At 56.8% G+C, this 13,458-nt stretch carries 9 protein-coding genes, 1 tRNA gene and 1 other RNA gene; 1 reads left to right on the top strand and 10 read right to left on the bottom strand.

Annotated elements, in window-relative coordinates; genetic code table 11:
• Nucleotides 1-110 precede the first annotated feature (110 nt).
• From purL to ffs, 10 genes are all read right to left on the bottom strand, one after another.
• Nucleotides 111-2,429, bottom strand: coding sequence for a phosphoribosylformylglycinamidine synthase subunit PurL (gene purL, locus HMPREF3164_RS10150; protein ID WP_048754732.1), 2,319 nt, complete (start codon nucleotides 2,427-2,429; stop codon nucleotides 111-113).
• A 29-nt stretch (nucleotides 2,430-2,458) separates the two neighbouring features.
• Nucleotides 2,459-3,271 carry a phosphoribosylformylglycinamidine synthase subunit PurQ gene (gene purQ, locus HMPREF3164_RS10145; protein ID WP_070450851.1) on the bottom strand — a complete coding sequence of 271 codons (813 nt, stop codon included), beginning with the start codon at nucleotides 3,269-3,271 and terminating at the stop codon, nucleotides 2,459-2,461.
• Nucleotides 3,272-3,275: 4 nt separating this feature from the next.
• Nucleotides 3,276-3,527, bottom strand: a complete 252-nt coding sequence (purS, locus tag HMPREF3164_RS10140; RefSeq protein WP_004006543.1) for a phosphoribosylformylglycinamidine synthase subunit PurS — start codon at nucleotides 3,525-3,527, stop codon at nucleotides 3,276-3,278.
• A gap of 1,013 nt (nucleotides 3,528-4,540) precedes the next feature.
• A complete protein-coding gene (locus HMPREF3164_RS10135; RefSeq protein ID WP_070450849.1) occupies nucleotides 4,541-5,491 on the bottom strand; it encodes a 3-methyladenine DNA glycosylase in 951 nt (316 codons plus the stop codon).
• Nucleotides 5,492-5,539: 48 nt separating this feature from the next.
• Nucleotides 5,540-6,232 (bottom strand): PIN domain-containing protein, encoded by a 693-nt coding sequence (locus HMPREF3164_RS10130; RefSeq protein ID WP_238382406.1) that lies wholly within the window; start codon nucleotides 6,230-6,232, stop codon nucleotides 5,540-5,542.
• Nucleotides 6,226-6,693 carry a helix-turn-helix domain-containing protein gene (locus tag HMPREF3164_RS10125; RefSeq protein ID WP_037232110.1) on the bottom strand — a complete coding sequence of 156 codons (468 nt, stop codon included), beginning with the start codon at nucleotides 6,691-6,693 and terminating at the stop codon, nucleotides 6,226-6,228. Before HMPREF3164_RS10125 ends, HMPREF3164_RS10130 begins: the two co-directional genes overlap by 7 nt.
• A 235-nt stretch (nucleotides 6,694-6,928) precedes the next feature.
• Nucleotides 6,929-8,224, bottom strand: a complete 1,296-nt coding sequence (locus HMPREF3164_RS10120) for an aspartate kinase (protein ID WP_070450847.1) — start codon at nucleotides 8,222-8,224, stop codon at nucleotides 6,929-6,931.
• Nucleotides 8,225-8,413: 189 nt separating this feature from the next.
• Complete coding sequence (gene recR, locus HMPREF3164_RS10115; RefSeq protein WP_070450845.1) at nucleotides 8,414-9,550, bottom strand: recombination mediator RecR; 1,137 nt, start codon at nucleotides 9,548-9,550, stop codon at nucleotides 8,414-8,416.
• Between the two features lie 42 nt (nucleotides 9,551-9,592).
• Nucleotides 9,593-12,478: a DNA polymerase III subunit gamma and tau gene (locus HMPREF3164_RS10110; RefSeq protein ID WP_070450842.1), complete on the bottom strand. Its 2,886-nt coding sequence runs from the start codon at nucleotides 12,476-12,478 to the stop codon at nucleotides 9,593-9,595.
• Between the two features lie 553 nt (nucleotides 12,479-13,031).
• Nucleotides 13,032-13,126: signal recognition particle sRNA small type (gene ffs / locus HMPREF3164_RS10105), an RNA gene on the bottom strand.
• Between the two features lie 150 nt (nucleotides 13,127-13,276).
• Here ffs and HMPREF3164_RS10100 point away from each other — a divergent pair.
• Nucleotides 13,277-13,361, top strand: a tRNA-Ser gene (locus HMPREF3164_RS10100).
• Nucleotides 13,362-13,458: the final 97 nt, after the last annotated feature.

Here is a 13,458-nt window from a genome sequence, read left to right as displayed (position 1 = left end):
GGAGTGCCTTGAGGCAGAAAAAGGCTCTTGATGTGAAGAAAAGCGTTGGAAACTCCGCTTTATTCACATCAAGAGCCTTTGTATAGGGCAGGCTATGCCGATAGGGGGATCTAGCCTTGCGCCACCTCACCAAAGTGAGCTGTCATAGTGCCTTCGTGAGCGGCACGCAGCTCATCAAGGTTGATGGAAACCTCGTTTTGGAAGTCCAGCGCGTTCGAGAGCGCATCCACTACGCCGATGCGCGCGAACGGGAACTGCCGGGCGGTGCACATATCCTTGAAACGCACCTCCTCAGAACGCGGGACGGAAACCACCACGCGACCTAAGGATTCCGAGAACAGCAGGGTGAACAGGTCGAGCCCGTCGCGTTCGGCAACTTCGCCCAGCCCGATGCGCGCCCCGGTGTTGAAACGCAGGCAGGCTTCCGCGAGTGCTGCGGCAAGGCCACCGGCGGCAACGTCGTGTGCCGCATCGATCATGCCGTCACGCGACATATTTACGAGCATATCGCCAAGCTGACGTTCAACCGCCAGATCAACCTTCGGGGGCAGACCACCCAAGTGCCCCTTGAAACGCGCCCATTCTGAACCGTCTAGCTCGTCACGCGTAGTACCCAGCAGGTAGATAGCCTGACCATCGTGTTCCGGCGCCCAACCCGAGGGGGTGCGCCGGGTAACGTCGTCCATTACGCCCATCATCGCGACCACGGGGGTCGGATTAATGGCCTTACCGCCGGTCTGGTTGTACAGCGAAACATTGCCGCCGGTGACCGGAACACCCAGCTCCATGCAGCCGTCGGCAAGACCGCGCACGGCTTCCGCAAACTGCCACATGACGTCCGGATCTTCGGGGGAACCGAAATTCAAGCAGTCCGAAACCGCGACCGGGCGGGCACCCACGGTTGCCACGTTGCGGTAGGCCTCCGCCAGGGATGCCCGCGCGCCCTCATACGGGTCAAGGTAGGTAAAACGTGGTGATGCGTCAGTCGCCAGCGCGACCCCCAGGTTGGTGTTCTCGTCCACACGCACCACGCCCGAATCGTCCGGCATAGAGAGGGCTGTGTTGCCCTGCACGTAGCGGTCGTATTGATTGGTGATCCAGGACTTGGAGCACATATTCGGAGATGCCATGAAAGCCTTGATAGCCTCGCCCAGCTGTTCGCCGCGCGGACGCGCATCGTCGGCAGTGGAGCCGGTGAAATGGTCTGCCTGGAGTGCATCCTGACCAGTCGGGCGCGCATAGGGGCGCTCATAGGTGGGGCCGTCGTGCGCCACGGTACGCGGGTCTACATCAACGATCACCTGGCCGTCCCATTCAATGGTTAGGCGACCGGTATCGGTCACCTCGCCCAAGAAGGAGTACTCCACGCCCCACTTCTTCATAATCGCCTCAAAACGCTCGACGTTCTCGGGCGAAACGACCGCCATCATGCGTTCCTGCGATTCCGACATCAGAATTTCGCCGGGGGTTAAGGTGGGGTCTCGCAAGAGTACTTTGGTAAGGTCTACATGCATGCCGCCCTCGCCGTTGGAGGCGAGCTCACTGGTTGCACAGGAGATACCGGCAGCGCCGAGATCCTGAATGCCTTCGACCACGGAACCCTTGAAGAGTTCCAGGCAGCATTCGATCAGAACCTTCTCGGCGAAGGGGTCGCCTACCTGCACTGCGGGTCGCTTGGAGGGCTTGGTGTCGTCAAAGGACTCTGAAGCCAGTACGGATGCGCCGCCAATACCGTCGCCGCCGGTGCGTGCCCCGAAGAGCACTACCTGATTGCCCACACCGGATGCGTTTGCCAGGCGAATATCTTCGTGGCGCATAATACCGACTGCCAGGGCATTGACAAGGGGGTTTGCCTGGTAGCAGGCGTCAAATTCGGTCTCGCCGCCAATATTGGGCAGCCCCAGAGAGTTGCCGTAGCCGCCGATGCCCGCAACCACACCGCCGACCACGCGGGCGGTATCCGGGTGGTCGATAGCGCCGAAACGCAGCGGATCCATAACCGCGATCGGGCGTGCACCCATCGAAATAATGTCACGCACAATACCGCCCACTCCGGTTGCCGCACCCTGATAAGGCTCAACATAGGAGGGGTGGTTGTGTGACTCGATCTTGAAGGTTACCGCCCACCCGTCGCCGATATCGGTTACGCCAGCGTTCTCGCCGATGCCGACCATCAGGTCTTTTTTCATCTCATCGGTAACCTTGGCACCGAATTGCTTCAGGTGCACTTTCGAGGATTTGTAGGAGCAATGCTCGGACCACATGACCGAGTACATGGCCAGCTCGGCCGCGGTCGGGCGGCGGCCCAGAATCTTCTTGATGTCTTCGAACTCGTTTTCCTTTAACCCCAGCTCTGCCCAGGGGAGTTCAGTATCGGGGGTTTCCGCCGCATGCTCGACGGTATCGAGGTTAAACTGCTTCTCGCTCATCGCTTGTGTCTATCCTTGTCGTCGTGCGTCTAGCGGGCGTTGATCAGGTTGGAAAGAGCGGAGGTGAAGACGCCCAAGCCGTCGGCACCGCCTCGTAGTGAAACATCACCGAACCCGGAGGATGAGGGACCAAAACCGGGCTCAACCGCGTGTTCTGGGTGGGGCATCAGACCGACGACGTTTCCGCGTTCGTTGCTGATACCGGCAATATCGTGGCGTGAACCGTTCGGGTTGAAACCCACGTATCGGAACACCACGCGATTCTCGGCTTCGAGCGCCTCTAAAGTTTTGGCGTCCGCCACGTATTGACCGTCCTGGTTTTTAAGCGGAACAACAATCTCTTGCCCAGGTTCGTAAGATCCGGTCCACGAGGTAGCGTTATTTTCGATGCGCAGGGTTTGGTCACGGCAAATGAACTTGCGGTGATCGTTCTTAATCATGGATCCGGGGAGCAGATGCGACTCGGTGAGAATCTGAAAACCATTGCAGATACCCAGCACCGGCAGGGGAGCAGAGCCCGATGTTCCCGCTGCATTTGCCGCTGCGATGACCGAATGCATGACGGGTGCTTTTGCGGCGATAGCGCCTGCACGCAGGTAGTCGCCGTAGGAGAACCCGCCGGGAATGATGACGGCATCAACGTTTTTGAGATCTTCGTCGTCATGCCAAAGTTCGACGACGGTTCCGCCCGCTAACCGTACGGCACGCGCCGCATCGCGGTCATCGAGGGTGCCGGGGAAAGTAATAACGCCGATGCGCGCATCAGCAAAGTCGGGGTTGGGTGCCGAGACGCTGAAGTCGCCAACAAGGGGAACTTCGTGTGCTGCGAGTGATTCTGCCATGCTCTTAGTCCTCCAGAACCGAGACGTTCACAACGTCTTCGATGACGGGATTTGAGAGTAGCTCTTCTGCCGCTTGGCGTGCCTGCGCAAGATGTTCTTCGGTAGCTTCGCCTTCGACGGTCAACTCAAAACGTTTGCCTTGGCGAACGTCGGTGAAGGAATTCAGGCCGATACGGGGCAGCTCGTGAGCGATAGCTTTACCCTGCGGGTCAAGAATTTCGGGCTTGAGCATAACATCAACAACAATACGGGCCATGTGCGGGCACTCCTTGGGTGCATGAGTTCTGATTGAGCCGTCTTAATGTTACCGCAAGCACGCTTCTTGACGCCCGATCGGCGAGCGAATTTTGACCGCAGTATCAGTGAAAGAGCGGCGGGTACGGGAACGTGAAACTAAGCGCGCATAAATATGAAGATACCCATGGTGAGCTATGCCTTACCAAGAAGAAAGTGTGGAATCAAAACTCCTTGTAGGAAAGCGTAATAATTCTTCTCAAAAATCGTTCTCTGTGAGCGAACATCGGAATTTTGAAGTCTTTAGCAGGTGATGTTTCAAAACTGCGGATTAAAGAATAATTTTGGAGATTATGCATATCAGGATGCGCGCCTCAGCTAGTTTTCAAGCGTCGTGTCAATGTTTAAAGTATGCTTGAGTGGTAAACTAATCTTAAAGTTGTTGATTTCACATAAACTATTTACATGTAAATTATAAAAACCAATCTCGCATGCTGTATAGTATATTTCCGTTGTAAACTTTTGCTCCATAAAAGTGACATCAACGATTCATTTTGCTCACATTTTGTTTAAAGTGATTATGTTCACAGAGAATATATGATTACAAATTCTCTAAGAACGTGTATGATGTCGCGCCAGTTTTCAAGCGGCGCCTCATCGCACTCCTGTCATCACCACTGGCAGAAAACAAAACGGGCAAACCCTGAGCTGCATCAACCGCGTAACCACCGTGGCTTGAAAAGGCATAGCGCGCGGCTATGTTAATTCACTCCGTTCCACCGAGCGGAATGAGCCATCATTTCCGGGGTGGGCGGTGATGCACCGCGCTGAGTCACCGCACAAGCCGTGCAGGACAATCACCACTAAGTAAATAACGATCGCTGAAAATATTCACCGAATACATACGGGCTTGAGGAGTGTGGCACTTCAGAAAAGCTCGAAGATGCTCCTCGGGATGAAAAAGACAGGCTATCGCGATAGATAAACTCAACCACAAGTATTTCTCCCTCGTTTTCCGGCGGGGGAGAAATTAGTTTAAGCCACAGCGGCGCGATCGAGAGCGCCCTCAATCTGACTCAAGACGCGACGGCGCAGCGTTACCGAACGCTCCGAAAGCTCGCGCTGATGCCGCACATACTCGGCTTTACCTTCGGGAGTCTCTACCTTAATAGGCTCATAGCCCCAATCGAGAAGGTCGTACGGTGCGGCGCGCATATCGAGTTCGCGCGCATCCCAGGCAAGCTCAAAACAGTCCATCACGAGCGCCGAATCGATGAGTGGAATCAGCTTATATGCCCACTTGTAGACGTCCATATTGGCGTGCAGGCAAGCGGGCTGTTCTAGTGTGCGCTGCGATTCACGGGTGGGCTGTAGCTCGTTCATGGGTGCCGCCTGAGGCATGAAAAACCGGAACGCATCGAAATGCGAGCAGCGGATGCGGTGCGACTCAACCACCCGGTCGGTACCTTCAGCACCCAAGCGCAAATCCAGGTAGTCGTGACGAATATTGTTCTGAACTGATTTATACGCCATAGCCCATTCGTGCATACCAAAGCACCCAAAAAACGCTTTTTTATCGGCTGTATTTGACAGAATTTCGCGGGTGAACGTGAGGGCGGTGCCGCGTTTGTCCACGAATTGGGGTATATCCACGAGAACCGCGTCGCCACGTTCGGCATGGGTGCGTGCATCGTCGGGGGAGAGCCCAGCTGAAAGGAGCTCGTCCTCGGTTGCAGCGCGGTAGAATTTCCAGTTGGCGCGTTCGGCGGCATCCAGCAGAATGACGCCAGCTCCAGGATGCCAGCGCTTGAACTGACCGGGTTTGAGCGTGTAGTACGTAAACAGAAAATCCTCGACCGGATGCGCCTGACCGCGCTCGCGCCGCCGCACAAACGGGTCAGCAAAACGACCCGCCCGGCGCTCATGCTCCTTCGCATAAGCACGCCAGAGCGAGCCGTCAAGTACCTGTAGCACTTTGGGAGTCATCCTTCTAGACTAAACTATCTGCTGCGTGGGACATAAGGGAGCGCAAGATCATGGGGACGGAGGGAACGGAACATCGGCGCTTTCCGTAAGAATTCGGTCGATAGCAGAGGCGACATCTGGGCGGTTAATAATATTTGTTCGTAGGAATCGGGCAAACGTAGGAGCGAGAGGTCTCTGAATATTCCCTCGTCTATCTTTTGTGCGGTCTAGCGCCTTACATACATCGATATCTTTATAGCCGCGACTAAGGGCGTACTTTACATGTTTAACGTACACCTGAGCGAAGAGGGAAAGGGACGAGAGTTCTGTGAGGTGCATGAGAAAATCGTCGGCGCTGAAGGTCTCATAGTTTTGTGTTAGCTCTGATTCTGTGGTGCTCGCATAGGCAAGGAGCTTTACGTCGTCAGTGACGAGAATATGCATACCGCAGTACTGGGCTGCGGCATGTACATGAAGATCATCTTGGTCGGGGTACCCCTCGACAGAGCCTACAGGAAAACCTTCGAGTGGCTGACCGGTTACTTTGAGAATCTGCTTTCGCCATGTGGATATTACTCCGTCATCAAGCGTTGGCTCATTGCGGCGCACTCTGTACCCAAACTCATCAAGAATTCCCCATGAGATATATGGCGTGAAGAGTTGATATTTGGACTCTTTTGCGAGCATTAAGATCCAGTCCCGCAGGGTCTTGCTCATCAGGATATTGGTATCGAGCAGGACGGAATAATCACGTGTTACCACGCAGGGCCCCCGAGTACATCTACAAGGTTATTTTCTTCTTCGAACGCCCAGAGGTCTTGGAGCGCTTGTTTGCTTTCGGCAACCTTTTTTTCCAGTAGTTTCTTGCGGAACCTATCGGCATCTTCGGTACGAACGCGGAAATGGGATCCAACCTTGTGAGCTGGCAGCTCTCCCGAGCGGATTGCCTTCATGAGCGTAGGGCGAGAAATGCCGATGCGCTGTGCGGCCATTGTGGTCGTCAGATCGTGCGGGATGGTCTGAATGTCGATGTGCTGTCCTTGAGCCAAAGCATGCAAAACCTGAGAGATGACCTGATTGAGCGCATCCCCGATTTGTCCACTTTCCGCTCCGGAAACGTTGAGTGAAATCGTGGTTTCCTTCGCTTGGGCAAGGAGGTGCTGTGCCTCGGCACGAGCCTGAGAAATAGTTTCATCACGCAGATTGGGAATAGTTACAGACATAAGCTTTCCTTTCGTGCGCAGACAGTCGGTGACCATGAAGAATAAGAGTTTCGACGGGAACCAGCTGCAATGGTGCGCTAGCGTTACAAATACCAGCGTATCAAATATCTGAAATAAGTGAAGCGCATAAATCGATATTTCACATAAAGAAGGTAGATGAGTTTAAGAAGTAGGGGCGTCGGAAAGACAAAAATGTCCTTCCGACACCCCTAACCCTTCTTGGAAGATAAGAAGTTTAGCGGCCTGTTCCGCCGTATACGGTGGCCTCGCCTTCGGCATCGAGCTCGAAGGCGGTGTGTACCGCGCGAACCGCCTCATCAAGCTTTGAGAGCTCGGTGATAACCGAGATGCGAATCTCGGAGGTCGAAATCATCTCGACGTTCACGCCCGCATTGCTCAGCGCCTCAAAGAAGGTAAACGAGACACCCGGGTTGGTCTTCATGCCCGCGCCCACAAGCGAAAGCTTACCCACCGCCTCGTTATAAATAACCTCTTCAAAACCAATCTCGGCCTGGGTCTTCTCAAGTACCTGCAACGCCTGCGGACCCTGCGCCTGGTTGAGCGTAAAGGAAATATCGGTCACGTTCGGGCGGTCGGTCGAGACGTTCTGCACGATCATATCGATGTTAATCTTGGCCTCATTGAGCAGACCGAAAACCTTAGCGGCAGATCCGGGGATATCGGGCACGCCCACCACGGTAATTTTTGCCTGTCCACGGTCGTGCGCAACGCCAGAAATCAGGGGCTGTTCCAAGGGAATCTCCTTCACATGGGTGGGGGTTAGTTCCGCGGAATTTTCCGGGATAACAAGAGTGCCTTCAAGATTCGAGAATGACGAACGCACATGCAGTTTCAGATTGAAACGGCGGGCGTACTCCACGCTGCGCAGATGCAGAATCTTTGCGCCATTTGCCGCCATCTCAAGCATTTCTTCACTTGTGACAGTATTGAGTTTATGCGCGGTTGATACGATGCGCGGATCGGCTGTGAACACGCCGTCCACATCCGAATAAATCTCGCACACATCCGCATGAAGCGCCGCCGCAAGAGCGACCGCCGTAGTATCTGAACCGCCGCGACCGAGAGTCGTAATGTCACCGCTCTGGCGGTTAACACCCTGGAACCCCGCTACAATCGCGATGTTTCCGGCCTCAACAGACCGGCGAATACGGTCTGGATTGACTTCCACAAGCCGCGCTGAACCATGTACGCCGTCGGTAATCATGCCCGCCTGGGAACCCGTGAAAGACTGCGCCTTCGCGCCTAGATCGTTGACCGCCATCGACAGAATAGCCGTCGAGATGCGCTCGCCCGCAGTCAGGAGCATGTCGAGCTCGCGCGAGGGGGTAACGGTAGCGGTTACTTCAGCGGCAAGGTCGAGTAGTTCATCGGTGGTGTCGCCCATCGCGGAGACAACCACGACCACATCATTGCCCGCTTTTTGGGTGTCCACGATGCGCTGGGCGACGCGTTTGATACCCTCGGCATCCGCGACGGAAGAACCGCCGAACTTTTGGACGATCAGGCTCATTGAATTCTCCAGGTCAGTATTGAGTATGCCACCGGCTAGTTTACCGGCTCTTTACATAGTAGGCGGGTGCGGCGCGCGGTGGGAATTGTGCACGTATGTGTATTAGAACGTGAAATATGAAGAACTGTTACGGATGACTCAGCGGAACCGAGCGGTGCACATCCCACTTTTATAGAACGGCAGGGCTTATTAGCTCCACGGGTTAACGTATTTGGCACCGGGCAGAGGCGGAACCTCCGGGGTGGGCGTGCGTAAGGGCCCCTCCTGGATTTTGCGGATGCGCGCCTCATAATCCTCCGACCGGTGCGCGTGGGTGCGGTAGGCATCAGCGCGCGTAATATCCACCGGAATCTGCTCAGCCTGAGCCGCCGATTTATAGGACTCGGGCTGGGCTTCTTTCGGGGAATCTGACGAGTCTTCGGAACCTGGGGCGTCTGCCTGGGCAGAATCATCGAGTGCCTGCTCGATAAGCGCCTCATCAACGGTAGTCTGCGTGCCAGGTGAGGGGGAATTATCCGCACGAGAATTATCGTTCTCTGTGTCGTGCGGATCGTTAGAGGAAGCGTCCTCGGGCTCACCCTGGGAATCATCAAGGTCGTCGAACATGCTCCCGCTCCAGCGTTTACGCGGCGCCTTAGGCTCAGCATCAGCGCGCTCACGTTCCGCCTGCTCTTCGTCAACCACCTGCTCAAAATCTTCGGCGGCATTCGCCTGGGCGATACTTGCGCCTTCGCTGATCACGCGGCGCCCCTCAAGCGCGCGCCCGAGCGTAATCTCGTCTGCATATTCCAGGTCGCCGCCAACGGGCAGACCGGATGCCAGCCGTGAGAGGCGAATGCCCAGCGGAACCAGCATTCGCGAAAGGTAGGTTGCGGTCGCTTCGCCCTCAAGGTTAGGGTCCATCGCTAGAATAATCTCTTGAATACGCTCATCTGCCAGGCGCGAAACCAGCTCACGAATACGCAGCTGCTCGGGGCCAAGCCCCGCCAACGGGTTAATAGCCCCGCCCAGCACATGGTAACGCCCAGTGAAGGAACGGGTGCGCTCAATCGCCACCACATCCTTGGATTCCTCAACCACGCAAATCAGGCCCGGGTCACGCCGATCATCACGGCAGATAACGCACTGCTTCGTCTCCGAAACGTTGCCGCATATTTCGCAAAAGCTCACACTCGATTTGACCTTCGAAATCGCGTTGGTCAGGCGTGCCATGTCTGAGGCATCAGAGTTGAGAATATAGAAGGCGATGCGCTGCGCCGACTTGGGACCCACCCCCGGCAGGCGACCAAGTTCATCGATGAGATTTTGGACTGCGCCCTCGTACATGCTTCTCCTCGTCTGTGTGTGCTGTGAGCGCGTTGTGCCGCGCTAAATCTGATGGAGCGGACGTTCGTCGATTACTTTGCCGCCAATAATCTTTTCGATGGCGCGTAAACCGATATGAACGCTGTTCTCAATTCTTTCGTCGTCATCAGAAACGACATCTTCTTCATCGCTCTGCTCCTGCTGCGCGCGTTGTCCGCGTGCCGGGGCAGTCTCCTGCTCGGGTTCGGCGGGCGGCTCTTCGGGTTTTGTTGCCGCTGAATCCGGTCGCTGAGCCAGGGGTGGTAAAGGCGAGACCGGGGCGGATGCGGCAGCCTCCCGAGCCGGCTTATTCCCCGCAGCCAGCGGTGCGGATGCGCTTGGCGCCGGAATATTGCTGAACTCGGCGTTTTCGGCGGTACCTACAGACTCAAGGGAAACTGAGGGGGAAGAGCTCTCACCCTGCGTCTCGCCCGGATCCGGCGCGGAATCGTCCACCGGTTCATCATGGTTGCCGGCATCCTGAGGATCTTTATTACCGCTATCCTCACCCTGTTCGTGCGGACTCGGAGAATCCTGCTGCGGAATCCCGCTGCCCGAAGCCGCGAAGGAATCGCGCTCGCCAAAACCGCCCTCGGGAACCCTCGTATTCCCGCTATCTTCGGGTATTTCAGGGGGTACAGGCTCGGTTTCGGGAGGCAAGTTCGCTTGCGCCTCCGAGGATGCGCTGGGCTGAGACGGGGAATCTTGAGGCGCTGTATCTTGCGGGGAAGAACCGGGCTGTGATGCTGCGGCGGGCTGGCCCTCAGCCGCATCGTTTGGGCGTAGCTCGGCGGGGGAATCTTCAGAATCTTGCGGGATAGGCGCGACCTCCCAGGCCGTGATGGGCGCATCCACGTTGGTTGTACCCTGCGATGTCGCTTCTTGCCCAGACGGGACGGGCTGCCCGTGACGGTTCCACGCATCCACGCCGCCACGCGGGCCGTCAGCAATAGGCGCGGGAGCAGAAGACTCCTGGTTCGCGGCGGGTGCCTGGGCAGGGCGTGTATCTGGCTGGGGTTGGGGACGCGCGACCTCGGCACGCACACGCACCTGCTTGCGCAGAAAATCGCTTACGCGCGCGCTCAACTCCGGCACAAAAGAAGCGACCGCCTTGAGCGTAGGCATATCTGCCCGCACATACAGTTCGCCGCTAATCAGACGCACGGGTTCAACCTGTAATAGTTTTTCGGATGCGCCCGGCGCACTCACCCGAGCAATCACGGCACGCCAGTTGGCACGCACCGAGGCAAGCGGGTCTTCTGCATCCGCGACGGTAACGCGCTTGACGGGAGGTTCCTGCGCGGCCGATGGTTCTGAGGGAACCGAACGGGATGGTGTGGGCTCCGAAGGCGCACCTTCGGAAGATCCTGTACTCCCTGCGGCAGGGGCCAATGGCGCGGAGTCCTGAGGCGCGGAACCCTGAGACTGTTGATTCTGGGGCGTCCCTTTTTGCTCGCCTTCCGTTTCAGACTTAGGCACCTGCTGATTCGTGTTCTGCCCTAAAACGGGGCCGCGATGCTGCGCCGATGCGTTCGTAGCCTCGGCACCAGCCGCCTTCTTTGATGCTCCGACGCTTGCAGCTAATGGGGGAGCGGCGTGCTGCGTGGGAGCTTGACGTTCGGTGGAACCGCTAGCGCTGGGCGATACGTTATTCTGCGCGGCGGAAGGCGTACTCTGACTCACTGCGGGATTTCCCGAGCGTCCCCCGCGTTGAGGCGCACCCGCACCACCGGCGGCAAGACGACGTTCGAGCGCATCCAGCCGAGAGGCCAGGGCGGTGAGATCGCCGCCAGCACCGCCCGGGCTGCCCGCAGGAACTAGCAGCCGCGCACATAGCAGTTCAAGCTGCAGCTGCGGGTTGGTGGCACCGGTCATAGAATTAAGCACTTCATTAACGGTGCTCGCCGCGCCGGTCAGCTGGGCCGTGGCGAAGGCTTGCGCCTGCGCTTTGAGGCGTTCTATCTGATCGGCGGGAACGCCTTGCAGAATCTGCGCGGCATTCTGCGGTACCGCCTGCACCACAATCAAATCACGTAGGCGTTCGAGCAGGTCTTCGACGAAACGGCGGGGGTCTTGCCCGGTCGCCACCACCCGCGAGACCGCCTCGAAGAGGGAGGGCGCATCCTGGGCGGAAAACGCATCAATCACGTTGTCGAGAAGTTGGGCGTGCGTGTACCCGAGCAGGGCGACCGCGCGGTCGTAGCTGATGCCGGATTCGGTGTTGGCACCGGCGATAAGCTGGTCAAGAATGGAGAGCGAGTCGCGCACGGAGCCGCCGCCGGCACGGATGACGAGTTGAAGCACCCCGGATTCGACGGGCACGTTCTCTTCGCTGCAGAGTTTTTCGAGGTAGGGCAGAAGAACTTCTGGCGGTACCAGCCGGAACGGGTAGTGGTGGGTGCGTGAGCGGATGGTTCCGAGAACCTTATTTGGCTCTGTGGTGGCGAAGATGAATTTGATGTGCTCGGGCGGTTCTTCGACGATTTTGAGCAGGGCGTTGAATCCTTCGCGGGTGACCATATGTGCTTCGTCGATGATGAAGATTTTGTAGCGGTCGCGCACGGGTGCGAGGGTTGCACGTTCACGCAGGTCGCGGGCATGGTCTACGCCGCCGTGGGATGCCGCATCCATTTCGATGACGTCAAGGGAGCCGCCGCCGTCGCGGGAGAGTTCGCGGCAGGAGTCGCATACGCCGCAGGGGGTGGGGGTTGGTCCTTGGGCACAGTTGAGGCAGCGTGCCAGGATTCGTGCGGAGGTGGTTTTGCCGCATCCGCGCGGGCCTGAGAAGAGGTAGGCGTGATTGACGCGGTTGTTGGTGAGTGCGGTAATGAGCGGTTCGGTGACGTGTTCTTGCCCGATGACTTCGGCGAAGGTCTCGGGGCGGTAACGGCGGTAGAGTGCTGTGCTCACGGGTGACCTTCTGGTTGACGATGCGGGGTTCTACACTATTTTAGTTCACGGATGCACACTTGGGGCTTGGTTTCGTTACCGGCGTGGGATGGTTTATACCTAAATTCTCGCCTGTGAGAAATGGTGGGCAGGTTATCTCAGATGAGTCTCTTGAAGAAAACGCTCCCGAAGTCTAGAAGAACCTAGAATCCACCTTCGACGCTGAAACGGAAAACATCATTTTGCCAAAAAACACTAGAAACCCAGAAACACTTGCCCCTCCCGCCCCAAGGGAAACGAGATGCAGGTGCATCCTGGCTACAGGATTTCTAAGCGCCTAGGGATGTCAGCAAACGAGGAACGAGCGTAGCTGACAGGGTCCCTGTAAAGCTGGGAAATCCTGTCAGCCTGATGCACTGTGTAATGCATCCGAAGTTTAACGATAAAACCTCTTACGCAACCGCTGAAGCCTCAGATTCCGAGCGCGCGAGGAAATAAATCTGAGGTTGAAGCCGCGAAGCGGGCGCGTGAGCGCACTATGACGGTGTGTTTCTGCTGCGAATGTTTTTGGATATAAAAAACCTCTTACGCACCCGTCATAGCTCGAATACCCTTGCTACCTTCCGGTCCTGGGGGAGTTTTCCAAGATAACGCCACGTAAGAGGCACGTACCAGTCTACCTGATTTTGTGGTGGTTGTGAACTTGGTGTCGGGGCCTTGGGGTGCCTAGTGGCATTGGGCACTTTCGTTGGGGCAGAATTGCCTTAGTGTTGGGTTCCCTGTATAGTTTTATCCGTTCGCCCTTTTGGGTGTTTTGTTGGAGGATTCGCCTAGCGGCCTATGGCGCACGCCTGGAACGCGTGTTGGGTTCACGCCCTCGGGGGTTCAAATCCCCCATCCTCCGCTCTTTCCCCGGCTTCGAGTTTTCGAGGTCGGGGATTTTTGTTTTTTGGTGTGCTGACCGGGTTTTATCTAGTTTTCTGAGAAGACTCCACCCTTTA

Origin of the sequence: Rothia sp. HMSC08A08 (assembly GCF_001808385.1) — a bacterium.
GTDB classification, from domain to species: Bacteria; Actinomycetota; Actinomycetes; order Actinomycetales; family Micrococcaceae; genus Rothia; species Rothia dentocariosa.
This window is presented reverse-complemented; position numbering and strand designations above follow the sequence as displayed.